This window comes from Streptomyces morookaense (assembly GCF_013030945.1).
GTDB classification, from domain to species: domain Bacteria; phylum Actinomycetota; class Actinomycetes; order Streptomycetales; family Streptomycetaceae; genus Streptomyces; species Streptomyces morookaensis.
Genome location: NZ_JABBXF010000065.1, coordinates 22,437 through 47,300, shown reverse-complemented (window position 1 = coordinate 47,300; position 24,864 = coordinate 22,437). Strand labels below are relative to the sequence as shown.

The 24,864-nt window shown below is 70.4% G+C and carries 23 protein-coding genes and 2 tRNA genes; 2 read left to right on the top strand and 23 right to left on the bottom strand.

The window, feature by feature from the left end; all coding sequences use genetic code 11:
- Positions 1 to 103: 103 nt before the first annotated feature.
- From atpD to HG542_RS24765, 23 genes are all read right to left on the bottom strand, one after another.
- Positions 104 to 1,546: a F0F1 ATP synthase subunit beta gene (gene atpD, locus HG542_RS24875; RefSeq protein WP_171085106.1), complete on the bottom strand. Its 1,443-nt coding sequence runs from the start codon at positions 1,544 to 1,546 to the stop codon at positions 104 to 106.
- Entirely contained in the window at positions 1,546 to 2,466 is a 921-nt protein-coding gene (locus tag HG542_RS24870) for a F0F1 ATP synthase subunit gamma (RefSeq protein ID WP_171085104.1), read from the bottom strand. Before HG542_RS24870 ends, atpD begins: the two co-directional genes overlap by 1 nt.
- A 4-nt stretch (positions 2,467 to 2,470) precedes the next feature.
- Positions 2,471 to 4,045, bottom strand: coding sequence for a F0F1 ATP synthase subunit alpha (gene atpA, locus HG542_RS24865; protein ID WP_171085102.1), 1,575 nt, complete (start codon positions 4,043 to 4,045; stop codon positions 2,471 to 2,473).
- Positions 4,046 to 4,161: 116 nt separating this feature from the next.
- Positions 4,162 to 4,977 (bottom strand): F0F1 ATP synthase subunit delta, encoded by an 816-nt coding sequence (locus tag HG542_RS24860; protein ID WP_171085100.1) that lies wholly within the window; start codon positions 4,975 to 4,977, stop codon positions 4,162 to 4,164.
- The gene (locus HG542_RS24855) at positions 4,974 to 5,537 is read right to left on the bottom strand and encodes a F0F1 ATP synthase subunit B (protein WP_171085097.1); all 564 of its coding nucleotides are present in this window, start codon (positions 5,535 to 5,537) and stop codon (positions 4,974 to 4,976) included. Before HG542_RS24855 ends, HG542_RS24860 begins: the two co-directional genes overlap by 4 nt.
- 41 nt (positions 5,538 to 5,578) lie before the next feature.
- Positions 5,579 to 5,821 carry an ATP synthase subunit C-like protein gene (locus tag HG542_RS24850; RefSeq protein WP_171085095.1) on the bottom strand — a complete coding sequence of 81 codons (243 nt, stop codon included), beginning with the start codon at positions 5,819 to 5,821 and terminating at the stop codon, positions 5,579 to 5,581.
- Between the two features lie 76 nt (positions 5,822 to 5,897).
- Positions 5,898 to 6,707: a F0F1 ATP synthase subunit A gene (gene atpB, locus HG542_RS24845; RefSeq protein ID WP_494487497.1), complete on the bottom strand. Its 810-nt coding sequence runs from the start codon at positions 6,705 to 6,707 to the stop codon at positions 5,898 to 5,900.
- Between the two features lie 264 nt (positions 6,708 to 6,971).
- Positions 6,972 to 7,409: a Cg1360 family ATP-synthase-associated protein gene (locus HG542_RS24840; RefSeq protein WP_171085093.1), complete on the bottom strand. Its 438-nt coding sequence runs from the start codon at positions 7,407 to 7,409 to the stop codon at positions 6,972 to 6,974.
- A gap of 271 nt (positions 7,410 to 7,680) precedes the next feature.
- On the bottom strand, positions 7,681 to 8,982 hold the full coding sequence (locus HG542_RS24835; protein WP_229922513.1) for an MraY family glycosyltransferase: 1,302 nt from the start codon (positions 8,980 to 8,982) through the stop codon (positions 7,681 to 7,683).
- 122 nt (positions 8,983 to 9,104) lie between these two features.
- Positions 9,105 to 10,382, bottom strand: a complete 1,278-nt coding sequence (glyA, locus tag HG542_RS24830) for a serine hydroxymethyltransferase (RefSeq protein ID WP_171085091.1) — start codon at positions 10,380 to 10,382, stop codon at positions 9,105 to 9,107.
- 64 nt (positions 10,383 to 10,446) lie between these two features.
- The gene (locus HG542_RS24825; RefSeq protein ID WP_171085089.1) at positions 10,447 to 11,100 is read right to left on the bottom strand and encodes an arsenate reductase/protein-tyrosine-phosphatase family protein; all 654 of its coding nucleotides are present in this window, start codon (positions 11,098 to 11,100) and stop codon (positions 10,447 to 10,449) included.
- The gene (locus HG542_RS24820; protein ID WP_171085088.1) at positions 11,097 to 11,744 is read right to left on the bottom strand and encodes an L-threonylcarbamoyladenylate synthase; all 648 of its coding nucleotides are present in this window, start codon (positions 11,742 to 11,744) and stop codon (positions 11,097 to 11,099) included. The genes HG542_RS24825 and HG542_RS24820 overlap by 4 nt, the downstream gene beginning before the upstream one ends.
- Positions 11,745 to 11,784: 40 nt before the next feature.
- Positions 11,785 to 12,630 carry a peptide chain release factor N(5)-glutamine methyltransferase gene (prmC, locus tag HG542_RS24815; RefSeq protein ID WP_171085086.1) on the bottom strand — a complete coding sequence of 282 codons (846 nt, stop codon included), beginning with the start codon at positions 12,628 to 12,630 and terminating at the stop codon, positions 11,785 to 11,787.
- 72 nt (positions 12,631 to 12,702) lie between these two features.
- Positions 12,703 to 13,779 carry a peptide chain release factor 1 gene (gene prfA, locus HG542_RS24810; RefSeq protein ID WP_171085084.1) on the bottom strand — a complete coding sequence of 359 codons (1,077 nt, stop codon included), beginning with the start codon at positions 13,777 to 13,779 and terminating at the stop codon, positions 12,703 to 12,705.
- A gap of 101 nt (positions 13,780 to 13,880) precedes the next feature.
- Positions 13,881 to 14,105, bottom strand: a complete 225-nt coding sequence (rpmE, locus tag HG542_RS24805) for a 50S ribosomal protein L31 (RefSeq protein WP_171085082.1) — start codon at positions 14,103 to 14,105, stop codon at positions 13,881 to 13,883.
- Positions 14,106 to 14,250: 145 nt separating this feature from the next.
- Positions 14,251 to 15,369, bottom strand: coding sequence for an LCP family protein (locus HG542_RS24800; protein WP_171085081.1), 1,119 nt, complete (start codon positions 15,367 to 15,369; stop codon positions 14,251 to 14,253).
- Between the two features lie 303 nt (positions 15,370 to 15,672).
- On the bottom strand, positions 15,673 to 17,637 hold the full coding sequence (rho, locus tag HG542_RS24795; protein ID WP_171085079.1) for a transcription termination factor Rho: 1,965 nt from the start codon (positions 17,635 to 17,637) through the stop codon (positions 15,673 to 15,675).
- A gap of 413 nt (positions 17,638 to 18,050) precedes the next feature.
- Positions 18,051 to 18,965 (bottom strand): homoserine kinase, encoded by a 915-nt coding sequence (gene thrB, locus HG542_RS24790; protein WP_171085077.1) that lies wholly within the window; start codon positions 18,963 to 18,965, stop codon positions 18,051 to 18,053.
- A 322-nt stretch (positions 18,966 to 19,287) separates the two neighbouring features.
- Positions 19,288 to 20,379 (bottom strand): threonine synthase, encoded by a 1,092-nt coding sequence (gene thrC, locus HG542_RS24785; RefSeq protein ID WP_171085075.1) that lies wholly within the window; start codon positions 20,377 to 20,379, stop codon positions 19,288 to 19,290.
- Between the two features lie 8 nt (positions 20,380 to 20,387).
- Positions 20,388 to 21,680, bottom strand: a complete 1,293-nt coding sequence (locus tag HG542_RS24780; RefSeq protein ID WP_171085073.1) for a homoserine dehydrogenase — start codon at positions 21,678 to 21,680, stop codon at positions 20,388 to 20,390.
- Positions 21,681 to 21,775: 95 nt separating this feature from the next.
- Positions 21,776 to 23,167 (bottom strand): diaminopimelate decarboxylase, encoded by a 1,392-nt coding sequence (gene lysA, locus HG542_RS24775; RefSeq protein WP_171085071.1) that lies wholly within the window; start codon positions 23,165 to 23,167, stop codon positions 21,776 to 21,778.
- A 13-nt stretch (positions 23,168 to 23,180) separates the two neighbouring features.
- Entirely contained in the window at positions 23,181 to 24,014 is an 834-nt protein-coding gene (nrtL, locus tag HG542_RS24770; protein WP_171085069.1) for an ArgS-related anticodon-binding protein NrtL, read from the bottom strand.
- Positions 24,015 to 24,023: 9 nt separating this feature from the next.
- A complete protein-coding gene (locus tag HG542_RS24765) occupies positions 24,024 to 24,488 on the bottom strand; it encodes a response regulator (RefSeq protein WP_171085067.1) in 465 nt (154 codons plus the stop codon).
- 157 nt (positions 24,489 to 24,645) lie between these two features.
- Between HG542_RS24765 and HG542_RS24760 the strand changes: the two genes are divergently transcribed.
- Together HG542_RS24760 and HG542_RS24755 are read left to right on the top strand one after the other, a co-directional pair.
- Positions 24,646 to 24,717: transfer RNA gene (locus HG542_RS24760), tRNA-Arg, on the top strand.
- Positions 24,718 to 24,776: 59 nt separating this feature from the next.
- Positions 24,777 to 24,849, top strand: a tRNA-Arg gene (locus tag HG542_RS24755).
- Positions 24,850 to 24,864 lie beyond the last annotated feature (15 nt).

The following is a 24,864-nucleotide window of genomic DNA, read 5'->3' as shown; positions in this document are numbered from 1 at the left end:
CTCGGGTCTCCACCTGCCGGGCGCGGCAGGTGTTGGGTCAAAGAATAGGGGACGTGACGTCCGGGGGCGGGACTGCCCCACCCCCGGACGCCGAGCACAAGGCTCAGGAGACGCCCAGCTCCTTGGCGTTCTTCTTCAGGTCCTCGAGGCCACCGCACATGAAGAAGGCCTGCTCCGGGAAGTGGTCGAACTCACCGTCGCAGATCGCGTTGAACGCGGCGATGGACTCGTCCAGCGGAACGTCCGAACCGTCGACACCGGTGAACTGCTTCGCCGCGTGGGTGTTCTGCGACAGGAAGCGCTCGACGCGACGGGCGCGGTGGACGACCAGCTTGTCCTCTTCGCCCAGCTCGTCGATACCGAGGATCGCGATGATGTCCTGGAGGTCCTTGTACTTCTGCAGGATTCCGCGGACCCGCATGGCGGTGTCGTAGTGGTCCTGCGCGACGTAGCGCGGGTCCAGGATGCGGGACGTCGAGTCCAGCGGGTCGACCGCCGGGTAGATGCCCTTCTCCGAGATCGGACGCGACAGAACGGTGGTGGCGTCCAGGTGGGCGAAGGTGGTCGCCGGGGCCGGGTCGGTCAGGTCGTCCGCGGGGACGTAGATCGCCTGCATCGAGGTGATCGAGTGACCACGGGTCGAGGTGATGCGCTCCTGCAGGATGCCCATCTCGTCGGCCAGGTTCGGCTGGTAGCCCACCGCGGAGGGCATGCGGCCGAGCAGGGTCGAGACCTCGGAACCGGCCTGCGTGAAGCGGAAGATGTTGTCGATGAAGAACAGCACGTCCTGCTTCTGCACATCGCGGAAGTACTCCGCCATGGTCAGACCGGCCAGGGCGACGCGCAGACGGGTGCCCGGGGGCTCGTCCATCTGACCGAAGACCAGCGCGGTCTTGTCGAGAACGCCGGCCTCCTCCATCTCGACCATGAGGTCGTTGCCCTCACGGGTGCGCTCACCGACACCGGCGAACACGGAAACACCCTCGTGCAGCTTCGCCACACGCATGATCATTTCCTGGATCAGAACGGTCTTGCCGACACCGGCACCACCGAACAGACCGATCTTGCCGCCCTTGACGTACGGGGTCAGCAGGTCGACGACCTTCAGGCCGGTCTCGAACATCTCGGTCTTGGACTCGAGCTGGTCGAAGGCCGGGGCCTTGCGGTGGATCGACCAGCGCTCGGAGCCCTCGACCGAGGCCGGGTCCTCGTTGAGGACCTGGCCCAGGGTGTTGAACACCTTGCCCTTGGTCACGTCACCGACCGGGACGGTGATGCCCGTGCCCGTGTCGGTCACCGGGGCCTGGCGGACCAGACCGTCGGTGGGCTGCATCGAGATGGAGCGCACGAGGCCCTCGCCGAGGTGCTGCGCGACCTCGAGCGTCAGGGTCTTCCTGCCACCCTCGACCGCCGGGTCCTCGACCTCGACGTGCAGGGCGTTGTAGATCTCCGGCATCGCGTCGACGGGGAACTCCACGTCGACGACGGGGCCGATGACCCGCGCGACGCGGCCCGTGGCGGCGGCCGTCTCAACAGTGGTCGTCATTACTTGTCACTCCCCGCGGTCGCGTCGGCCAGGGCGCTGGCGCCACCGACGATCTCGCTGATTTCCTGGGTGATGTCGGCCTGTCGGGCCGCATTGGCAAGCCGCGTCAGCGACTTGATGAGCTCTTCCGCATTGTCGGTCGCGGACTTCATCGCACGGCGGCGGGCGGCGTGCTCGGAAGCAGCCGACTGCAGCAGCGCGTTGTAGATCCGGGACTCGACGTACCGCGGCAGCAGCGCGTCGAGCACGCCTTCCACCGAGGGTTCGAACTCGTACAGCGGAAGGATCTTGCCCGTGGCGGCTTCCGTCTCCTCCGCCGTGGCCTCGAGGCTCAGCGGCAGCAGGCGGTTGTCCACCGGCGTCTGCGTCATCATCGAGACGAACTCGGTGAAGACGATGTGCAGTTCGTCCACGCCGCCCTCGGCGGTGTCCTGACGGACGGCCTCGATCAGCGGACCGGCCACGCGCTTGGCGTCGGCGTAGGTCGGGCTGTCGGTGAAGCCGGTCCAGGACTCGACCACCGGGCGGTCACGGAAGCCGTAGTACGCGACGCCCTTGCGGCCGACGATGTACGTGACGACGTCCTTGCCCTCGGCACGGAGCCGCTCGGTGAGCCGCTCGGCCGTCTTGATGGCGTTCGAGGAGTAGCCGCCGGCCAGACCGCGGTCGCTCGTGACGAGCAGCACCGCGGCCCGGACCGGGTTCTCCGCCTCGGTGGTCAGGGCGTGCTTGGTGTTGGAGCCGGTGGCAACCGCGGTCACTGCCCGGGTGAGCTCACTGGCGTACGGAGTGGATGCGGCCACCTGGCGCTGCGCCTTGACGATGCGCGAGGCGGCGATCATCTCCATCGCCTTGGTGATCTTCTTGGTCGCAGTGACGGACTTGATCCGTCGCTTGTAGACCCGGAGCTGGGCACCCATATGCTCAGCCCTCGCCCAGCAGCTTGCCGTCCGCGGTCTCGAACTGCTGCTTGAACGTTGCGATCGCGTCGGCCACGGACTGCAGCGTGTCGTCGGACATCTTGCCGCCCTCACGGATGCTGGTCATGAGGCCCTTGTGCTCGCGGTGCAGGTAGTCCAGCAGCTCGCGCTCGAAGCGGCGGATGTCCTCGACCGGAACGTCGTCCATCTTGCCGGTGGTGCCGGCCCAGACGGAGACGACCTGGTCCTCGGTGGAGTACGGGGCGTACTGCGCCTGCTTCAGCAGCTCGACCATGCGCTTGCCGCGCTCCAGCGCCGCCTTGGAGGACGCGTCCAGGTCGGAACCGAAGGCGGCGAACGCCTCCAGCTCGCGGAACTGGGCGAGGTCCACGCGGAGCCGGCCGGAGACCTGCTTCATGGCCTTGTGCTGGGCGGAGCCACCGACACGGGAGACCGAGATACCGACGTTCAGCGCGGGGCGCTGACCGGCGTTGAACAGGTCCGACTCCAGGAAGCACTGGCCGTCGGTGATGGAGATGACGTTGGTCGGGATGAACGCCGAGACGTCGTTCGCCTTGGTCTCGACGATCGGCAGACCGGTCATCGAACCGGCACCCATCTCGTCGGAGAGCTTGGCGCAGCGCTCCAGCAGACGCGAGTGCAGGTAGAAGACGTCACCCGGGTAGGCCTCACGGCCCGGCGGGCGGCGCAGCAGCAGGGAGACGGCGCGGTAGGCGTCGGCCTGCTTGGACAGGTCGTCGAAGACGATCAGGACGTGCTTGCCCTGGTACATCCAGTGCTGGCCGATGGCCGAACCGGTGTACGGGGCGAGGAACTTGAAGCCGGCCGGGTCGGACGCGGGAGCCGCGACGATCGTCGTGTACTCCAGGGCGCCGGCCTCCTCCAGCGCCGCACGCACCGACGCGATGGTGGAGCCCTTCTGGCCGATGGCGACGTAGATGCAGCGGACCTGCTTCTTCGGGTCGCCCGTGCGCCAGTTGTCGCGCTGGTTGATGATCGTGTCGACGGCCAGCGCGGTCTTGCCGGTCTGCCGGTCACCGATGATCAGCTGACGCTGACCGCGGCCGACCGGGGTCATGGCGTCGACGGCCTTGTAGCCGGTCTCCATCGGCTCGTGGACCGACTTGCGCTGCATGACCGTGGGGGCCTGCAGCTCGAGGGCGCGGCGGCCCTCGATGCCGGTGATCTCGCCGAGGCCGTCGATCGGGTTGCCCAGCGGGTCGACGACGCGGCCGAGGTAGCCCTCGCCCACCGCGACGGAGAGCACCTCACCGGTGCGCTGCACCGGCTGGCCCTCCTCGATGCCGCTGAACTCGCCGAGGACGACCGCACCGATCTCGCGCTCCTCGAGGTTGAGGGCGAGACCGAGGGTTCCGTCCTCGAACCGCAGCAGCTCGTTCGCCATGGCCGAGGGAAGGCCCTCGACCTTCGCGATGCCGTCGCCGGCAACGCTGACCGTACCGACCTCCTCGCGCGAGGCCGCGTCCGGCTTGTACGCCTGGACAAAGTTCTCCAGCGCGTCCCGGATCTCCTCCGGCCGGATCGTGAGCTCCGCCATCTGGGTTCCCTGCTCTCCTTGTTGGGCCCGAAGTATTTCTTCCCCGGGGGAGTTCCCCCGGAGGACACCGTCGGCCCAACCCGGGCCGTCAGTCATGCTCTTGAGTTGGTCGCCGGTCAGCCGGCCATCCGCCGTTCCGCCTCGGCGAGGCGGTCCGCGATGGTGCCGTTGATGACCTCGTCGCCGATGCGCACCTGGATGCCGCCGATGACCTCGGGGTCGACGTCCATGTTGAGGTGGACGCGACGCCCGTAGAGCTTCGCCAGGGCGTCGCCGAGGCGCTGCTTCTGCCGGTCGTCCAGCGGCACCGCCGAGGTGACCACCGCGACCGTGCGGTCCCGGCGCTCCGCGGCGAGCTTGGAGAGGGCGTTGAGCCCTGCCTCCAGGCTACGGCCACGCGGCACGGTCACCAGGCGGTCGACGAGCCGCGCGGTGAACGGGTTCGCCCGGCCGTCCAGCAGCTGGTGCACCAGGGCCGCCTTCGCGGCCCGGTCGGCGACCTTGTCGGTCAGCGCGGAGCGCAGTGCGGAGTCCGAGGCGACGATCCGGCCGAAGCGGAACAGCTCGTCCTCGACATCGTCCAGCACGCCCTGCCGCTCGGCGGCGATCAGGTCGGCGCTGCTCGCCAGCTCCTCGATGGCGTCCACCAGGTCGCGCGAGCGCGACCAGCGCAGGCGCACCATGCCGGCCACCAGGTCGGCGCACTCGCCGCCGACCTGACCGGACAGCAGGCGCTTCGCCAGATCGGCCTTGGCCTCGCCGGCCTGCGCCGGGTCGGTCAGGACCCGGCGCAGCGACACCTCGCGGTCCAGCAGTGCGGTGACGGCGGCGAGTTCGTCCGCCAGCTTCGCCGCGTCCACGGACGTGTTGTCCGCCAGCGCGTCGAGGCTCTCCCGTGCAGAGGCCAGGGCCTCGCGGCTCGCAAGGCTCATCGCTTCGCCTCGGCCTTCGTCATGTCCACCGACTTCTCCTCGAGGGCATCGAGGAAGCGGTCGATGGTCCGGCCCTGACGGGCGGAGTCCTGCAGGGACTCGCCCACGATCCGGCCCGCCAGGTCGATGGCCAGCTGGCCGACGTCCTGACGGAGCGAGGCGGAAGCGGCCTTGCGGTCGGCCTCGATCTGGGCGTGACCGGCAGCGATGATCTCCTCACGCTGCCGCTGGCCCTCGAGCCGCATCTCGGCGATCAGCGCGACGCCCTGCTCCTGCGCCTCCTGGCGCAGACGCGCGGACTCGTGGCGGGCGTCGGCGAGCTGAGCCCGGTAGTCCTCGAGTACCTGCTGAGCCTCGGCCTGGGCGGCCTCGGCCTTCTCCATGCCGCCCTCGATGGCCGCCCGGCGCTCGTCCAGAACCTTGTTGATGTTCGGGAGGAGCTTCTTGCCGAGGAACAGGAAGACGATGAGGAAGGCGACAAGGCCGATGACAAGCTCTGGGATCGGCGGGAGGAGAGGGTTCTCCATCTCCTCGGCCGCCAGCTGTGCCAGGGCGTTCACATCAGTGCCTTTCGTCGAAAAGGTGTGTCAGCAAGCAGTGATTACTTACCGAACACGAACGGCATGACGATGCCGATCAGGGCGAGCGCCTCACAGAAGGCGAAACCCATGATCTGGTTGGCGCGGATCAGGCCGGCCGCCTCGGGCTGACGGGCCAGCGCCTGGGTGCCGTTGCCGAAGATGATGCCGACGCCGACGCCGGGGCCGATCGCGGCGAGGCCGTAGCCGATGGAGCCGAGGGAGCCGGTGACGCCGTCGGCGGCAAGGGTCTGGAGAGCGGACATGCCGGTTCTTCCTTCTCTTTCACGGACCGGTGGGGGTTGGCCACCGGACGGTCAGTGGGTCTGGGTGAGGTGGGGCTCAGTGGTGCTCGGCGAGCGCGCCCTGCACGTAGTTGCAGGCCAGCAGCACGAACACATACGCCTGGACGGCCTGGATGAAGAGCTCGAAGGCGGTCATCAGGATGGTCATCACGAACGAGACACCGGCGTAGGCGATGCCGATGCCGTTCAGCAGGTACCAGCTGGCGATGGTGAACATCACGATCAGCAGGTGGCCGGCGAACATGTTGGCGAAGAGTCGGACCGCGTGGGTGAACGGCCGGACCAGGACGTTCGAGAAGAACTCGAGGACGACGACCATCGGCAGGATGCCACCGAGCGACTTGTCATAGCCGGTGATGTTCTTCAGGCCGCCGGTGAATCCGTGCTTCTTGAAGGTCAGGTACATCCACAGGACGTAGACGATCAGGGCGAGGCCCGCCGGGAAGGCGATGATCGACGTGACCGGGAACTGGGCGACCGGAATGATCGACCACAGGTTCATGATCCACACGAAGAAGAACAGGGAGACCATGAAGGGGACGTACTTGTCGCCCTCCTTCTTCCCGAGCGCCTCGTAGACGATGCCGCGGCGAACGAAGTCGTAACCGGCCTCGCCGACCATCTGCAGCTTGCCCGGCACCACCTTCGCCTTGCCGAAGGCCACCCAGAAGAAACCGATGATGGCGATCGAGCCCAGCAGGGCGAGCAGCATCGGCTTGTTGAAGTCGTATCCGCCGATCGAGAAGAGCGGCTTGAAGACGAACGAGTGGAGCCCTGGGGCCGGGAAGCCGCACCCATCGAAGATGTGGCAATCGGTCTCGAAGGCGAGCATCTGGTCAGCACTCACCGCGAGCTCCTTCAGCGTGGCGCATAGGTACGGCAACCTCGTTGTGTCGGCGCGGCGTGCAGCCACGGAACGGCACTGGACTGGTCTTACGGATGGGGGTGCGGCAGGTCGGCCGGCGGCCGGAAGACATCGCAGGCGTCAGCTGCACGGGCGGCCGATTCTCTCCCCCGGGACTCGGGGTTCCGGCTGCCTTCGTCCGCTGCACCTCAGATGGCACCGGACGATAGCAGGTGAGCACAGGAGCCTTTATCGCGGCCCTACCTCTCATGAGGGAGAACCGGCGGGCGCAGGCTTCTGCGCATCACCGGACTCCGGATCCACGTACAGGACCTTGGCCTTCATGTGGGCACGCGTCTGCGCCGCGATCCACACGAGGACCGCGGCGAGCAGGGCAAAGGCGAAAGCCTTGGTGTCGAACAGCGTGGTGTGCTTGAAGACCGCCAGAAAGACGGCGACGAGCAGGAACTGCGTCATGAAGAGCACGAGGCCCATCGACTGGAAGAGATGCGGAAGGTGCTTCGCCGTCCGCTGGAGGACGATCAGGCCCATGGCCATCACGCCGCCCGCGAGGAGCGTGCCGACGGCAGCACCGATGCCGCCCTTGCCCCCGGCGAGCACCAGGGCCGCGGCGACGGCGATGATCCCGCTCACGGCGGTCGGGACGGCGCACTGAAGAAGGGTCCGGGCGTCGTTGGACTGCATGAAGGGTTCTCCGGCGAAGGTCGGAAGCAACGATTCGTCGTGGGCGAGCGTATCCCCGGGAATCAGAGACGACTCTGCGACGAAGGGCCGCCGCGCAGCGATTTCATCGGGCCCTTCGCCTCTAGCACCGGGTTTAGTGAACGGTATCACAAACTATTTGATGAGGTCTTTACCTGGTTCGTGTGCCACGCGTCACACTCAAGGGTCAACCCCCTGGTCGACGGGCTGACGGACTGCCAGTTCGTCTGCTAGAGGCGGACTTTACCCATGGTTACCCGTGGTGCGTACTGGTGCGCGTGAAACGGGAGCGGTCCCCGATGGCGGTCGCGCCGTGCAGGCCGGCCGGCACGGGCTCGCGCGGCTCCCCCGGAACGGCGCCCTCCGGAGCCGCCTCCGGCGGGACGGCCCGTCGGCGGTAGCGCGGCGGAACGAACCGCTCCGCCCACCGCGGTGCCCGCGGGGTGAACCGCGGCATCAGCAGCAGGCCCAGGCCGACCGCGCTCAGTGCGGTGATGACCAGCAGGATCCACACACTGGCCGACTGCACCGAGTAGGCCACCGTGCCGAAGGCGATGAGCGCCGACCAGAAGTACATGATGAGCACCGCCCGGCTGTGCGAGTGCCCGATCTCCAGCAGCCGGTGGTGCAGGTGCCCGCGGTCGGCGGCGAACGGCGACTGGCCCTTCCAGGTGCGCCGGACGATGGCCAGCAGCAGGTCCGCGACCGGCACCGCGATCACCGTCAGCGGCAGCAGCAGCGGGATGTAGACCGGCACCGTGGCCTGCACGGCGGCCCGTTCGGATCCCTCGAAGAGCTTGAGGGCGTCCGGGTCGAGCTGCCCGGTCAGGGAGATCGCGCCGGCCGCCAGCACCAGGCCGATGAGCATGGAGCCGGAGTCGCCCATGAAGATCCGGGCGGGGTGCATGTTGTGCGGGAGGAAGCCCAGGCACATGCCCATCAGCACGGCCGCGAACAGCGCGGCCGGAGCGGCCGCTTCCAGGTTGTGCCCGTACCAGAGCCGGTAGGCGTAGACGAAGAACGCGGCGGCGGCGATGCAGACCATGCCGGACGCCAGGCCGTCGAGACCGTCGACGAAGTTCACGGCGTTGATGGTGATGACGACCAGCGCCACCGTGAGCAGCGTGCCCTGCATGGGGGTGAGCGAGACATTGCCGACGCCGGGGACGGGGATCCACAGGATCGTCAGGCCCTGCAGGACCATCACGCCGGCCGCGATCATCTGGCCGCCCAGCTTGACCAGCGCGTCCACGCCCCACTTGTCGTCGAGGACGCCGAGCAGCCAGATCAGCCCGGCGCCCGAGAGCAGCGCGCGCGGCTCGTTGGACAGCTCGAAGACGGGTTTGAGATTGGCCAGGTGCGCGGCGACCAGCAGGCCCGCGCAGAGTCCGCCGAACATGGCGATACCGCCGAGCCGTGGCGTCGGTTCGCGGTGCACGTCGCGGGCGCGGATCTCCGGCATGGCGCCGGCCGCGATCGCGAATTTCCGCACCGGACCCGTCAGCAGATAGGTGACTGCCGCGGTGACGCACAACGTCAGCAGGTATTCACGCACGGGCTGCCCCAGGAATCTCGCCGGACATCACAGCCCCACACCATATTCGCGTCCGCCCCCGATCCGTGAATGCCGGGGAAGACGCAAGGGCTCCGCGGGTGGTTGCCGGGGGCGCCAAATGATCACATGTGCGGCGGATACGGGGGGAAGTTTCCGGCCAGCTCGGCGACCTCCGCTCTGATCCCGGACTCCTTCCCCTCACCGCGCAGCGCGGCACCCAGCAGGGTGGCGACCCGCATCATCTCGGGTTCCCGCATGCCCTGGCTGGTGAGGGCCGCGGTGCCCAGCCGCAGGCCGCGGGCCCGGCCGTGCGGCAGGGCGCAAGTGTCCAGCACGATGCCCGCGGCGGCGAGCCGGCGGCGGGCCGTGAGGGCCTCCAGGGCGAGCGGGGAGACGTCGGCCGTGATGATGTGCGTGTCGGTGCCTCCCGTGGCGATGACGAGGCCTTCCGAGGCCAGGGCGGCGGCAAGAGCGCGGGCGTTGGCCACGACTTGGTGGGCGTAGGCGGTGAAGGCCGGGGTGGCGGCCTCCCCGAAGGCGACCGCCTTCGCGGCGACCGCGTGCATCTGGGCGCCGCCCTGGGTGAACGGGAAGACCGCCCGGTCCACCCGCTCCGCCAGCCGGGCACCGCACAGGACCAGCCCGCCGCGAGGCCCGCGCAGCACCTTGTGGGTGGTGGCGCAGACGATGTCGGCGTACGGGACCGGGCTCGGCGCGGCTCCCCCGGCGACCAGCCCGATGGGATGCGCCGCGTCGGCGATGAGGGCGGCGCCCGCCTCGTCGGCGATCTCCCGGAAGGCGGCGTAGTCGGGGTGCCGCGGGTAGGACATCGAGCCGCACACGATGGCGGCGGGCCGGCGCTCGCGGGCCAGGTCGCGCACCTGGTCGTAGTCGATGAGGCCGGTGTCCCGGCAGACCCCGTAGCCGACGAAGTCGAACCAGCGGCCCGAGAAGTTGGCCGGGGAGCCGTGGGTGAGGTGTCCGCCCTGCTGGAGGGACATGGCCAGCACCGTGTCACCGGGACGCAGCAGCGCGGCGTAGGCGGCCAGCACGGCGGAGGAGCCGGTGTGCGGCTGGACGTTGGCGTGCTCGGCGCCGAAGAGGCCTCTGGCGCGCTCGACGGCGATGCGCTCGGCGAGGTCGACGAGTTCGCAGCCGCCGTGGTGGCGGGCGCCGGGATAGCCCTCGGCGTACTTGTTGGCCAGCGGCGAGCCGAGGACGGCCAGGACCGCGGGCGAGGTGAAGTTCTCGGCGGCGATCAGCTGCAGCCCGGTCGCCTGCCGGTCGGCTTCGCCGAGGAGGAGCCCGGCCAGTTCGGGGTCCTGGCGCACCAGCGCCTCGAAGCCGGTGCCCCATGCGGGGGTGCTGCGCTGGGCTGCTGGTGCGGGGGTGACGGACATCGCCGGCTCCTAGCGGTGGGCGGCGGGTCTGTCACCACTGTATGTCCGTACGGCCTTGCATGCCCTATCGGGGCCGGGGCACTCCCGTGAGGGCTGTGACCACCGGGTCCAGGGCCTGGTTGATCTCGTCGCCGATGGAGCGGAAGAAGGTGATCGGGGCGCCGTAGGGGTCGTGCACCTCGTCGGCCTCCGCGCTGGGGGCGAGCAGCCAGCCGCGCAGGGCGGCGGCGGCCTGCACCAGGGCGCGGGCACGGTCGACGACGCCACCGGTGCGCTCGGGGTCCGGCAGGGTCGCGGGGTCTATGGCCCGCACCAGCCGGGTGAACTCCTTCAGCGTGAAGGTGCGCAGACCCGCGGAGTGGCCCATGGAGATGACCTGGGCGCGGTGGTCGCGGGTGGCCGTGAGCACCAGGTCGGCGCGGATGACGTGCTCGTCGAGGAGCTCGCGGCCGGTGAAGCCGTGCGGGTCCGCGCCGAAGTCGGCCAGGACGGTGGCGGCGTGCGCCTCCATCGGCGCCCCCTCGTGGCCCCAGGTGCCGGCGCTCTCGACCACCAGGCCGCCCGTGGAGGGGTCGCCGAGCCGGTGCGCGAGGGCATGCCGGGTCAGCCGCTCGGTGATGGGCGAGCGGCAGACGTTGCCGGTGCTGACGTGGAGGATGCGGAAGGTGCCGACGGAGGTGTCCGGTCCCGCTATGCCACGCCCCTGTGGGGCGATCAATTGGCCACCTCGAGGTCGGGTACCACCTCGCGGAGCTGCTCGGCGCTCACGGCACCGGCGCGCAGCAGGACGGGCACCGGGCCGGTGACGTCCACGATGGAGGACGGGACGTCCGCCGGGGTGTGGCCTCCGTCGAGGTAGACGGAGACGGAGTCGCCGAGCATCTCCTGGGCGGCGTCGCAGGACTGCGGCGCCGGGTGGCCGGTGAGGTTGGCGCTGGAGACGGCCATGGGGCCGAACTCGGTGAGCAGCTCGATGGCGACCGGGTGCAGCGGCATCCGCACGGCGACGGTGCCGCGGGTCTCGCCCAGGTCCCAGGTGAGCGAGGGCTGGTGCTTGGCGACGAGGGTCAGCGCGCCGGGCCAGAAGGCGTCGACGAGCTCCCAGGCCTGCTCGGAGAAGTCGGTGACCAGCCCGTGCAGGGTGTTGGGGGAGCCCACGAGGACGGGCGAGGGCATGCCGCGGCCACGGCCCTTGGCCTGGAGCAGGCCGCCGACGGCCTCGCGGCTGAAGGCGTCCGCACCGATGCCGTAGACGGTGTCGGTGGGCAGCACGACCAGCTCGCCGCGGCGGACCGCGGCGGCCGCTTCGCGCAGACCGGTCTTGCGGTCGGTCGCGTCGCTGCAGTCGTATCGCCGTGCCATCACATCTCCTTCGCGAAGCTGTCGGTTCCCTGGGCCGCGGTCACGGCATGGCCTTCCGGGCCGTCGCGAACCGCGGGCGGTTGTTGAGGTCGGGGTGGTCGGCCGCGTCCGCCCAGCCCGACTCCTCGGAGAAGATCCACGGCACCTGGCCGCCCTGGGTGTCGGCGTGCTCGATGACGACGACGCCGCCGGGGCGCAGCAGGCGGTGGGCCGTGCGTTCCAGGCCGCGGATGGTGTCGAGGCCGTCCTCGCCGGAGAACAGGGCGAGCTCCGGGTCGTGGTCGCGGGCCTCGGGTGCGACGTATTCCCACTCGGTGAGCGGGATGTAGGGCGGGTTGCTGATGACCAGGTCGACCTGGCCGTCGAGCTCGGGGAGCGCGGTGAGGGCGTTCCCGTGGTGCAGCGTGACCCTGGAGCCCTCGACGTTCTTGGCGGCCCAGCCGTGGGCGGTCTCGTCCAGCTCGACGGCGTGCACCCGGGAGCGGGGCACCTCCTGCGCGAGGGCGAGGGCGATGGCCCCGGAGCCGGTGCACAGGTCGACGATGAGGGGCTCGACCACGTCCATCGCGCGGACGGCGTCTATGGCCCAGCCGACCACGGACTCGGTCTCCGGGCGGGGCACGAACACGCCGGGGCCCACCTGGAGTTCGAGGTAGCGGAAGAACGCGCGGCCGGTGATGTGCTGCAGCGGCTCGCGGGCCTCGCGGCGGGCGACGGCCTCCCAGTAGCGGGCGTCGAAGTCCGCGTCGGCGACCATGTGCAGCTCACCCCGCTTGACGCCGTGCACGAAGGCGGCCAGCTCCTCCGCGTCGAAGCGCGGGGAGGGCACGCCGGCGTCGGCCAGCCGCTGGGTGGCCTGCGCCACCTCGGCGAGCAGCAGGTTCACGGTGTTCCCTCTCGCGTCGTCACGGTCGTTCCGGGGTTTTCGGGCCGGGCCTCGGGCAGCACGGCCCGGTGGTCAGCTGGTGGCCGCGAGCTTCGCGGCCGAGTCGGCGTCGACGCAGGCCTGGATGACCGCGTCCAGTTCGCCGTCGAGCACCTGGTCCAAGTTGTACGCCTTGAACCCCACGCGGTGGTCGGAGATCCGGTTTTCCGGGAAGTTGTACGTCCGGATCTTCTCGGAGCGGTCGACGGTGCGGACCTGGCTGCGGCGCGCGTCCGCGGCCTCGGCCTCGGCCTTCTCCTGCGCGGCGGCCAGCAGCCGGGAGCGCAGGATGCGCAGGGCCTGCTCCTTGTTCTGGAGCTGGCTCTTCTCGTTCTGGCAGGAGGCGACGACACCGGTCGGCAGGTGCGTGATGCGCACGGCCGAGTCGGTGGTGTTGACGGACTGGCCGCCGGGGCCGGACGAGCGGTAGACGTCGATCCGCAGGTCGTTGGGGTTGATCTCGACGTCGATCTCCTCGGCCTCGGGCGTGACGAGCACGCCGGCGGCGGAGGTGTGGATGCGGCCCTGGGACTCGGTCGCGGGCACGCGCTGGACGCGGTGCACCCCGCCCTCGTACTTCAGCCGGGCCCAGACGCCCTGGCCGGGCTCCGGGGTGGCGTTGCCCTTGGTCTTCACCGCGACCTGGACGTCCTTGTAGCCGCCGAGCTCGGACTCGGTGGAGTCGATGATCTCGGTCTTCCACCCGACGCGCTCGGCGTAGCGCAGGTACATGCGCAGCAGGTCGCCGGCGAACAGGGCGGACTCGTCGCCGCCCGCGCCCGCCTTGATCTCCAGGATGACGTCCTTGTCGTCGCTGGGGTCGCGCGGGATGAGCAGCAGGCGCAGCTTCTCGGTGAGCACCTCGCGCTGGGACTCCAGCACCTTGACCTCGGCGGCGAAGTCGGGGTCGTCGGCGGCGAACTCGCGCGCGGTGTCGATGTCGTCCCCGGTCTGCTTCCAGGCGCGGTACGTGCCGACGATGGGGGTCAGCTCGGCGTAGCGCTTGTTGAGCCTGCGGGCGTTCGCCTGGTCCGTGTGCACGGAGGGATCGGCGAGCCGCTTCTCGAGGTCGGCGTGCTCGCCGATCAGTTCCTCGACTGCCTCGAACATCAAGATTCCTTCACCGGAAGTGGGGCCTGCTGGACGCGAAAGCGCCGGTCCGGTCGCCCCTCGCATGCGAAGGGCGACCGTGAACCGGCGCCTGCGGGTCGCTACTTCTTGGCCGACCCGGCGTTCTTGCCGAAGCGGGCCTCGAACCGCGCCACACGGCCACCGGTGTCGAGGATCTTCTGCTTGCCCGTGTAGAACGGGTGGCACTCGGAGCAGACCTCGGCGCGGATGGCGCCGCCGGCGATCGTGCTACGGGTGGTGAAGGAGGCGCCACAGGTGCAGCTGACCTGGGTCTCCACGTACTCCGGGTGGATGTCGCGCTTCAAGGGGTTCTCCTAGGTTCGGGAGGGCACCGGGTCGTAGAGGCGGGATTGCCGTACGTGAACCGGGGCCGACGTACCAGTTTGCCAGTACTGGCCGCATCCCCCAAAACGGGGGGTGGGGCCCCGGTATTCCCGGGGCCCCGGCCCGCTACTTCACCGCGTTGTCGGCCTCGGTCTTCGTGCCCGCGCCGTCCTTGAGGGCGGACTCGGGGATCTCCTTGTCCTGCCGGAGCGCGTCCCAGACCTCCTGGGAGGCGGCCTTGATCGGGGCCACCCGGTTGCTGTCGAGCGGGTCGGTGCCCACCGGCAGCGTCACCATGTGCATGTCGTCGGCGCCGATGCCCTTGAGGCCCTCGGCGAAGCCCAGCAGCTTGTCCACGGAGGCCAGCTCGGAGTCGGTGGTCAGGGCCTTGGTGGCGGTGTCGGCGATCCCGTACAGCTTGGTGGGGCTGGTGAACAGGCCGATGGACTTCACCTGCTTGATCAGCGCCTTGACGAAGGCCTGCTGGACCTTGATCCGGCCCAGGTCGCTGCCGTCGCCGACGCCGTGCCGGGTGCGGACGAGGCCGAGGGACTGCTCCCCGTTGAGCTTGTGGGTGCCCGCGTCCAGGTCGAGGTGGCTGTACTTGTCGTGGATGGCCTTGGTGGTGGTGACCTCGACGCCGCCGAGCTGGTCGATCAGCTTCTGGAAGCCGGCGAAGTCGACCTCCATGTAGTGGTCCATGCGGATGTTCGTCATGGCCTCGACGGTCGCGACGGCGCAGGGCGCGCCGCCCACCGTGTAGGCCTCGTTGAACTGCGCCCGCTGGGTGGCCGGGACGGTCTTGCCGCTCGGGGCCTTGCACGCGGGCCGGGGGACCATCAGGTCCCGCGGGATGCTGACAACGCTGGCCTGCTTGTGGCCCGCATAGATGTGGACGATCATCGCCGTGTCGGAGCGGGCGGTGCCCTCGTCCCGGCCGTACTCGCTGTTGGCGCCGGCCCGGGAGTCGGAGCCGAGGACGAGGATGTCCTGCGAGCCGTTGTCGATGTTGGCCGGGCGGTTCTTGCCGAGGGCGGCGTTGATGTCGACGCCGTTGATGTTGCCGTTGAGCTTGAAGTAGGCGAAGCCCAGTCCGGAGCCGCCCACCAGCAGCACGGCGACGGCGCTCCAGCCGGCTATTCGCCAGCCCTTCTTGCGCTCCGGGGGCTTGCGTCGCCGGCCGCGCTTCCCGCCGGCACGGCGGCGGCCCGATTCCGCCCTCGTGCTCCTGCTCTCGTCGGCCATGCGCTCCTCAGTCCTTCGTGCTGGTCCGGCTGCCCCAGTCAGACGGGGAAGCTTGCGACAGGGTTGCACAACGGGTTCTGAGGACCGTCTTAGAAAACCGGGGGCCGCTCCCCCGCTCCGCAGGCCGCGCGCACCGCTGTCACCTGCGGTTTCGGCCGGATTGGCGAGATTGCCACCGCGTGTTTGCCAGTGGTGCGCCTGTGGCGGATGTCTCAAAAGGTCACAGGGAGATCACAAAGGGGCCGGGCCCCCGCCACGGCTGTGGCGGGGGCCCGGAATGCGCTGCGGTGCCTGCGCGGCGGATCAGTCGTTGCCGTTGCCCGGGGCGGGCGTGGTCTTGGCGATCTGCATCAGGAACTCCGCGTTGGACTTCGTCTGCTTCATCTTGTCGAGGAGCAGCTCGATGGCCTGCTGCGAGTCGAGCGCGTGCAGCACCCGGCGGAGCTTCCAGACGATGGACAGCTCCTCGCCGCCCAGCAGGATCTCCTCCTTGCGGGTGCTGGAGGCGTCCACGTCCACCGCGGGGAAGATGCGCTTGTCCGAGAGCTTCCGGTCGAGCTTGAGCTCCATGTTGCCGGTGCCCTTGAACTCCTCGAAGATCACCTCGTCCATCCGCGAGCCGGTCTCGACCAGCGCGGTGGCCAGGATGGTCAGCGAGCCGCCGTCCTCGATGTTGCGCGCGGCACCGAAGAACTTCTTCGGCGGGTAGAGCGCGGTCGAGTCGACACCACCGGACAGGATGCGGCCCGAGGCCGGGGCGGCCAGGTTGTAGGCACGGCCCAGACGGGTGATCGAGTCCAGCAGGACGACCACGTCGTGACCCAGCTCCACAAGACGCTTGGCGCGCTCGATGGCCAGCTCGGCGACGGTGGTGTGGTCCTCGGCCGGGCGGTCGAAGGTCGAGGAGATGACCTCGCCCTTGACCGACCGCTGCATGTCGGTGACCTCTTCCGGACGCTCGTCGACCAGGACGACCATCAGGTGGCACTCGGGGTTGTTGGTGGTGATCGCGTTGGCGATGGCCTGCATGATCATGGTCTTGCCGGTCTTCGGCGGGGCCACGATCAGACCGCGCTGGCCCTTGCCGATGGGCGCGACCAGGTCGATGATGCGGGTCGTCAGCACGCCCGGGTCCGTCTCCAGCCGCATACGGTCCTGCGGGTAGAGGGGGGTGAGCTTGCCGAACTCGGGGCGGCCGCGGCCGGTTTCGGGCGCCATGCCGTTCACCGAGTCCAGGCGGACGAGGGCGTTGAACTTCTCGCGCCGCTCGCCGTCCTTGGGCTGGCGGACCGCACCGGTGACGTGGTCGCCCTTGCGCAGGCCGTTCTTGCGGACCTGGGCCAGGGAGACGTAGACGTCGTTCGGGCCCGGCAGGTAGCCGGAGGTGCGGATGAAGGCGTAGTTGTCGAGGATGTCGAGGATGCCCGCGACCGGGATCAGGACGTCGTCCTCAGAGACCTGCGGCTCGTTGCCGAAGTCCTCGCGGCCACGGCGGCCACGGCGGTCGCGGTAGCGGCCGCGACGGCCACGGCGGCCGCCCTCGAAGTCGTCGTCCTCCTGCTGCGGGCGGTTGTCCCGCTGCTGACGGCCCTGGCCGCCCTGCTGGCCGGCCTCGCCGTCGCGGTTGCCGCGGCGGTCGCGGTCGCGCTGGCCGCGCTCCCGGCGCTCGCCCTTCTGGCCGCGCTCGGCGCGCTCGCCGCGCTCCTGGCGCTCGCCGCCCTTGGCGGCCTTGCCCTCGGCGCTGTCCAGCGCCGCCTCGGCCTTGGCCTCCTTGGCCTCGGCGCGGTCCTCGCCGCCGGCGGCCTGCTCGGCCTGCTCGGGGCTGCCGGCGGGCGCGGTGGCACGCCGACGGCGGCGCTCGCCGGCCGGGGCCTCGTCCCCGCCGGGCTGGCCCGGGATCTCGATCTGCTGCTGGGCAGCGGCCTTCTCGGCGGCCTTCTCCGCGTCACCGGTACGGGCGCGGGAGGTCGTACGGCGCTTGGGCTTCTCGGCTGCTGCGTCGGCCTCGGTCTTGGCGGGCGCCGCGGCACTGCCGCCGGCCTGCTTCTCCTTGATGACCTCGATCAGCTGGCCTTTGCGCATCCGCGCGGTGCCCTTGATGCCGAGGCTGGAGGCGAGCTGCTGGAGCTCGGCCAGGACCATGGCGTCGAGGCCCGTGCCCGAGCGGCGCCGCCTGGGGGCGGTGGTGGCACCGGTGGCGGACGCAGCGGGAGCGTCCGTGGCGGGCGCGGAGGCATTCACGCCCATCAGATCGGTGGTGTCGCTCACGAAGGGGTCCTTCCCTGGAGCGGGCGTCGGCCTGTCTGGCTCGGCGACCGGTTGTGCTGTCCGGCTGCGGTCCTGATGTGCGGACCGGCCGGGGCGGTGGTCCGCCGGTACGGCGGAAGAATCAGTTCATTGGTTCCGGCGTGAAGAAATCAGTGAAGACAAGACGACTACTTCACTCACGTCGCCCACGCCGATTCCGGAGCGTGCTCGAATCTGCTCAGGCAGGCTGCTCAGGCAGTTTGGGAGGCTCCCGGAAGAAAAGCGGTCCCTGATCGGGACACAGAGCACCGAGCCGATGCGACTTCGGGTGCAGACTTGAGGTTAACACTACCGGATCCCACAAACATTCCCCCTCTCCAAGACCGGCAACCGCGTTTTTCGTGGCCCCGGGGCCCCTCCCCGGAACGCACAGGTCAAGCGAGCGGCAGCACGCTCGTCCCCCCGGCGTCGAGGGACAGCCGATTGGCCGCCCACCCCTCGCCCGCCAGCCGTGCGACCTTGTCGGCCGCACCGTTCTCGACCAGTGCGAGCACCGTGGGGCCCGCACCGGAGATGACCGCGGCGACCCCGTCCGCACGCAGTCGATTGACCAGGGCGACGCTCTCCGGCATGGCCGGAGTGCGGTATTCCTGGTGCAGCCTGTCCTCGGTGGCCGGCAACAGCAGCTCGGGACGCCTGGTCAGGGCCTCGACGAGCAGTGCGGCGCGGCCCGCGTTGGCCGCCGCGTCCACATGGGGGACGGTGCGCGGCAGCAGCCCCCGTGCGGTTTCGGTCAGCACCGGGTTCGCCGGCACGAAGACCACCGGAACGATGGAATCCGCAGGGTCCATCCGCACGGCACGGGCCACTCCCGACTCCATCCAGGCCAGCGTGAATCCGCCCAGCAGACAGGCCGCGACATTGTCCGGATGACCCTCGATCTCGGTGGCCAGCTCCAGCATCGCCGCGTCGTCGAGCCGGGCGTCGCCGCCTATGGTCACCGCGCGGGCGGCCACGATGCCCGCGCAGATCGCCGCCGAGGAGGAACCCAGGCCCCGCCCGTGCGGAATCCTGTTGGCACAGACGACCTCCAGGCCGCGGGGCTGGCCGCCCAGCAGGTCGAAGGTGGTGCGCAGGGACCGGACGAGCAGATGACTCTCGTCGCGCGGGAGGGACTCGGCACCCTCTCCGGCGATGTCGATGTGCAGCCCGGATTCCGCCACCCGGACCACGACATCGTCGTAGAGACCCAGGGACAGGCCGAGGGCGTCGAAGCCGGGACCGAGGTTTGCGCTGGTGGCGGGGGTGCGCACTCGGACGGCGGCGGCGCGGAAGGCGGGACCGGCCATCGCTCGATGACTCTCCTTGGTGTGGCCTTGGCAGGGCGTGCGACTACCGCAAGGGCCGCGACGGCGATGCCGCGTGGGGGCGGCAGCGGTCTGCGACGGGGCGGAGTGAGCACAGCCTATCGAAGGAAGGTTCTGTGGCGACATAGGGCGCACGGGAGGCGCACGATGCGTTTCGCCTGCGGCGCGCCCGGTTTGAGGGCGTTGCCCCCGATTCCGGGTGGTGCCGCGCCCCGAAGGGGCGCGGGGAACTGCGCGACCGGCCACGGACAGCCCGCAGCCGAAGGACCAGGAACCCGGGGGCGGAGCCCCCGGGAGGAAACCCCTACCCCAACCCGAGCTGCTGCGCAGCAGCGTTGGCGTCCACCGGAACGGTGACCGGCTGCGGGGCACCCGCGACCGCCCAGTCCGGGTCCTTCAGGCCGTTGCCCGTGACCGTGCAGACGATGCGCTGGCCCGGGTCGACCAGGCCCAGTTCGGCCGCCTTGAGGAGGCCGGCCACGCTCGCGGCCGAGGCCGGCTCGACGAAGACGCCCTCCTGGGAGGCCAACAGGCGGTAGGCGGCGAGGATCTGGCGGTCGGTCACCTCGTCGATGAGGCCGCCGGATTCGTCGCGCGCCTGCTCGGCGAACTGCCAGGAGGCCGGGTTGCCGATGCGGATGGCGGTGGCGATGGTGTGCGGGTCCTTCACCGGCTCGCCGCGCACGATCGGCGCCGAACCGGAGGCCTGGAATCCCCACATCCGCGGGTTGTGCGTGGACACCGCGTCGGCGGCGTACTCGCGGTAACCCTTCCAATAGGCGGTGATGTTGCCCGCGTTGCCCACCGGGAGGACATGGATGTCGGGCGCGTCGCCGAGCGCGTCGACGATCTCGAAGGCCGCGGTCTTCTGGCCCTCGATGCGCACCGGGTTGACCGAGTTGACCAGCGCCACCGGGTAGTTGTCGGAGAGCGAACGGGCCAGCGTCAGGCAGTCGTCGAAGTTGCCGTCGACCTGGAGGATGCGGGCGCCGTGCACCAGCGCCTGGCCCATCTTGCCGAGCGCGATCTTGCCCTGCGGGACCAGCACGGCGCACACCATGCCGGCACGCACCGCGTAAGCGGCCGCGGACGCCGAGGTGTTGCCGGTGGAGGCGCAGATGACGGCCTGCGCGCCCTCCTCCTTGGCCCGCGTGATGGCCATCGTCATGCCGCGGTCCTTGAAGGAGCCGGTGGGGTTGGCGCCCTCGACCTTGAGGTGGACCTCGCAGCCGGTGCGCTCGGAGAGGACCTGCGCCGGGACGAGCGGCGTACCGCCCTCGCGCAGCGTCACCACCGGAGTGCTGTCCGTGACCGGAAGCCGGTCGCGGTACTCCTCGATGATGCCGCGCCACTGGTGAGTGCCCGCGGAACCGCGGGAGTTGCTGTTACCGGACATTGCTCTCGTTACTCCCCTTCAACCCGCATGATGCTCGCGACGCCGCGGACCGTGTCCAGCTTGCGCAGCGCCCCGACGGTCGCCTGCAGGGCGGCGTCGGCGGCGCGGTGGGTGACCACGACGAGGGACGCCTCGCCGTCCTTGCCCTGCTGGCGGACCGTGTCGATGGACACGCCGTGCTCGGCGAAGACGGTGGCGACCTGGGCCAGGACACCGGGCTTGTCGGCCACGTCGAGGCTGATGTGGTAGCGCGTGACGACCTCGCCCATGGGGCTCACGGGCAGCCGGGTGTAGGCGGACTCGCCGGGTCCGGTGGTCTCGGCGACCTTGTTGCGGCAGACGGCGACGAGGTCGCCGAGGACCGCGGAGGCGGTCGGCGAACCGCCCGCGCCGGGCCCGTAGAACATCAGCTGGCCGGCCGCCTCGGCCTCGACGAACACCGCGTTGTACGCCTCGCGGACGGAGGCGAGCGGGTGGCTGAGCGGGATCATCGCCGGGTGCACGCGGGCGGTGACCGACTTCCCGTCCTCGGCGCGCTCGCAGATGGCGAGCAGCTTGATGGTGCAGCCCATCTGCTTCGCGGACGCGAAGTCCGCGGACGTGACCTCCGTCATGCCCTCGCGGTGGACGTCGTCGAGGCGGACGCGGGTGTGGAAGGCGATGCCGGCCAGGATCGCGGCCTTGGCGGCGGCGTCGAAGCCCTCGACGTCGGCGGTCGGGTCCGCCTCGGCGTAGCCGAGGGCGGTGGCCTCGTCGAGCGCCTCGGAGTAACCGGCACCGCTCGTGTCCATCTTGTCGAGGATGAAGTTGGTGGTGCCGTTCACGATGCCCAGCACCCGGTTGACCTTGTCGCCCGCGAGGGACTCGCGCAGCGGGCGGATCAGCGGGATGGCGCCGGCCACGGCGGCCTCGTAGTAGAGGTCGGTGCCGTGCGTCTCGGCGGCCGCGTGAAGTTCCGCGCCGCCCTGGGCGAGCAGGGCCTTGTTGGCGGAGACGACGCTCGCACCGTGCTCGAAAGCCGTGGTGATCAGCGTGCGGGCGGGCTCGATGCCGCCGATGACCTCGACGACCACGTCGATGTCCCCGCGTTTGACGAGCGCCGTGGCGTCGGTGGTGACGAGCTCCGCCGGGACCCCCGCCCGGACCCGGTCCGGGCGGCGCACGGCGATGCCGGCCAGCTCGACCGGTGCACCGACACGGGCGGCGAGGTCGTCCGCGTGCGTCGTCATGATGCGCGCCACCTCTGAGCCGACCACTCCACAGCCCAGCAGCGCCACTTTCAGCGGACGCGTACGCATCATCCGACCTCGTTTCTCGCTCTTCATCGGTAGCACCAGTCTCACTCACTGGACGGGGCTTTTCGGACCCCGTCCACTATTCGAGATCTCTTGCGGCCTCAGCCGACATCGAGACGCAGAAGGTCCTCTTCCGTCTCGCGCCGGACGATCACCCGCGCCGTGCCGTCCTTCACCGCGACCACCGGCGGGCGCAGCGCGTGGTTGTAGTTGCTCGCCATCGAGCGGCAGTACGCGCCGGTGGCCGGGACGGCAAGCAGGTCGCCGGGGGCGGTGTCGGCGGGCAGGAAGGCGTCGCGCACGACGATGTCGCCGGACTCGCAGTGCTTGCCGACCACGCGCGCGAGCATCGGCTCGGCGGTGGAGGCGCGGGACGCCAGCGCCACGCTGTACTCGGCGTCGTAGAGCGCGGTGCGGATGTTGTCGGACATGCCGCCGTCCACGCTGACGTAGGTGCGCAGGCCCGGCAGCTCCTTGACCGTGCCGACCTCGTACAGCGTGAAGGCCGTCGGGCCGACGATCGCGCGGCCGGGCTCGACGGACAGCCGCGGCACGGTGAGCCCGGCGGCGCGGCACTCGCGGGTGACGATCTCGCGCAGCGCGGTGGCGATCTCGTACGGCTCGCGCGGGTCGTCCTCGGAGGTGTAGGCGATGCCGAGGCCGCCGCCGAGGTCGATCTCGGGCAGCTCGACGCCGTGTTCGTCGCGGATCTGCCGCAGCAGGCCGACGACGCGGTGGGCGGCGACCTCGAAGCCGGAGGTGTCGAAGATCTGCGAGCCGATGTGCGAGTGGATGCCGAGCAGTTCCAGCCCGTCGAGCTTGAGCGCCCGGCGCACGGCCTCGGCGGCCTGCCCGCCGCCCAGGGCGAGACCGAACTTCTGGTCCTCGTGTGCGGTGGCGATGAACTCGTGCGTGTGCGCCTCGACGCCGACCGTCACCCGGATCAGCACGCGCTGGCGCTTGCCGAGCCGCTCGGCGATGTGCGCGACGCGCGCGATCTCCTGGAAGGAGTCGACCACGATCCGCCCGACGCCGGCCTCGACGGCGCGGGTGATCTCCTCGGTCGACTTGTTGTTGCCGTGCAGGGCGATGCGCTCGGCGGGCATCCCGGCGTCGAGGGCGGTGAGCAGTTCGCCGCTGGAGCAGACGTCGAGGTTGAGGTCCTCCTCGTGGATCCAGCGCACGATCGCGCGGGAGAGGAAGGCCTTGCCGGCGTAGAAGACGTCGGCCTCCGTGCCGAAGGCGTCGCGCCAGGCGCGGCAGCGGGCGCGGAAGTCCTCCTCGTCGAGGAAGTAGGCCGGGGTGCCGAACTCCTCGGCGAGCGCGGTGGCCTTGAGGCCGCCGACGGTGATGACGCCGTCCGCGTCGCGGGTGACCGTCCGGGACCACACGTGCGCGTCGAGCGCGTTGAGGTCGGCCGGGGGTGCCGTGTAGTGGCCCTCCGGAAGGACGTCGGCGTAGCGGGGGCCGGCGGGGTGGGCGGAACGGCTCATGACTCTGATCCCCTCAGAGGTGTGCGGGTGCGGTGACGCCGAGCTGGTGGAGGCCGTCGGCCAGCACCTTGCCCGTGGCCGCGGCGACGGCCAGGCGGGCTCGGTGGACGGCCGAGGGTTTCTCCTCTCCGCGCGGCAGCACCGGGCAGTCGGCGTGCCATCGCAGGAAGGCGTCGGCGAGCCGCTCGAGATGCCGGGCGAGCCGGCCGGCGTCGCGGGCGGCGGCGATGCGGGGGTGGTCGGCGAGGGCGGCGAACAGCGGCCCGTCGGCGTCGGCGAGTTCCTCCGCGCCGTCCTCCGGGAGCTCCGGCCCGAAGCCGAGGTCGCGGGCGTTGCGCAGCAGGGCGGCGGTACGGGCGTGGGCGTACCGGACGCGGAAGAGGGGGTTGCTCTCGCGCTGGACGAGGAGCAGGTCCCGGTCGAGGCCGGGCGGGCTGAGCAGGCTCCAGCGGGCGGCGTCGGGGCCGAGGCGGGCGAGGAGTTCCGGCGGGGGCGGGGGCAGGTCCAGCGGCGTGCCGGGGTCCGCGGTCCGCAGGAGGCTGCGGACGACACGGGCCTGGGGGGCGCTCGCCAGCGTGATGTTGAGGAAGCCCGGCCCTGCGATGTCCACCCGGGCGATGCCGGGTTCCGCGGCGAGCCGGCGGCGCAGGATTTCGGCCACTTCGCGGGCGGGGCGGCCGCTGTCCTTGGCGAGCGGCAACGCGACGTTGGTGGCGTAGTCGCCGCAGTCGGGGCGGGGCGGAACGCGCACGGTGACCCGCGACGGCACGGCGGCGCGCAGCTCGTCGGCCTCGACGGCACAGCGCACGGTGTGCAGCACGGTGCGGGAGACATCGGCGGGGGTCACAGGGCAAGCCTATGCGCTCCGCTGGGGGTGGGGTTCGGCAACTGCGGGCTCGTCGTGGCCGGTCGCGCAGTTCCCCGCGCCGCGTGGGGCGCGATCGTGCACCGCACGCACCAGACCGCGGACGAGGCGGATCATTTCCGCGGGCTCGAAGGGTTTGGCCAGAAACGCATCCACCCCCGCGGCCCGGCCGTTCTCCAGTTCCCACTGGGTGCAGGCACTGATGACGGCCACGGGTATGTCCCGGGTGCGCGGGTCGGCCCGCAGCCGGGCGGCGGTGAGCAGCCCGTCGAGCCGGGGCATCACGACATCCAGGGTCACCACGTCGGGCCGCACCCGGTGCACGATCTCCAGACACTCGGCACCGTCGGCCGCGGTCACCACCTCGAAGCCCTCCAGCTCCAGGTTGACCCTGATCAACTGCCGGATGACCCTGTTGTCGTCCACAACAAGGACCCGGCCGGACAAGCCAGGCACAATCCCGAGAGTAGGCGCGCCCCCCGCGCTGCGTCCGGGTTTTCCCCACTTCCACCCCCTGCGAGCGAGCCCGCCGACGGCGAATGATCACTCGTTGCGGGGCACCCCTCGGGAGCTGCTAATGTTCTACCTGTCGCCGCGAGCGAGCGGACGACGAGCCCCCGTAGCTCAGGGGATAGAGCAACGGCCTCCGGAGCCGTGTGCGCAGGTTCGAATCCTGCCGGGGGCACCTCGCATGAGGTGCGAAAAAAATCCGCATCGGGCCCGACGGCCTGCTGCGGCAGATAGGCGCTCGTAGCTTAACGGATAGAGCACTTGACTACGGATCAAGAGGTTGCAGGTTCGAATCCTGCCGAGCGCACATGAGGCCGAAGGC

Bases quoted from the DNA above. Each gene is read 5' to 3' on its own strand.
- HG542_RS24820 (WP_171085088.1), bottom strand. From the start codon at position 11,744: ATGGCACGGCGATACGACTGCAGCGACGCGACCGACCGCAAGACCGGT.
- HG542_RS24870 (WP_171085104.1), bottom strand. From the start codon at position 2,466: ATGGGTGCCCAGCTCCGGGTCTACAAGCGACGGATCAAGTCCGTCACT.
- glyA (WP_171085091.1), bottom strand. From the start codon at position 10,382: ATGTCCGTCACCCCCGCACCAGCAGCCCAGCGCAGCACCCCCGCATGG.
- thrB (WP_171085077.1), bottom strand. From the start codon at position 18,965: ATGGCCGGTCCCGCCTTCCGCGCCGCCGCCGTCCGAGTGCGCACCCCC.
- prfA (WP_171085084.1), bottom strand. From the start codon at position 13,779: ATGTTCGAGGCAGTCGAGGAACTGATCGGCGAGCACGCCGACCTCGAG.
- HG542_RS24780 (WP_171085073.1), bottom strand. From the start codon at position 21,680: ATGATGCGTACGCGTCCGCTGAAAGTGGCGCTGCTGGGCTGTGGAGTG.
- HG542_RS24860 (WP_171085100.1), bottom strand. From the start codon at position 4,977: ATGAGCCTTGCGAGCCGCGAGGCCCTGGCCTCTGCACGGGAGAGCCTC.
- lysA (WP_171085071.1), bottom strand. From the start codon at position 23,167: ATGAGCCGTTCCGCCCACCCCGCCGGCCCCCGCTACGCCGACGTCCTT.
- atpA (WP_171085102.1), bottom strand. From the start codon at position 4,045: ATGGCGGAGCTCACGATCCGGCCGGAGGAGATCCGGGACGCGCTGGAG.
- atpD (WP_171085106.1), bottom strand. From the start codon at position 1,546: ATGACGACCACTGTTGAGACGGCCGCCGCCACGGGCCGCGTCGCGCGG.
- HG542_RS24840 (WP_171085093.1), bottom strand. From the start codon at position 7,409: ATGCAGTCCAACGACGCCCGGACCCTTCTTCAGTGCGCCGTCCCGACC.
- thrC (WP_171085075.1), bottom strand. From the start codon at position 20,379: ATGTCCGGTAACAGCAACTCCCGCGGTTCCGCGGGCACTCACCAGTGG.
- HG542_RS24800 (WP_171085081.1), bottom strand. From the start codon at position 15,369: ATGGCCGACGAGAGCAGGAGCACGAGGGCGGAATCGGGCCGCCGCCGT.
- HG542_RS24850 (WP_171085095.1), bottom strand. From the start codon at position 5,821: ATGTCCGCTCTCCAGACCCTTGCCGCCGACGGCGTCACCGGCTCCCTC.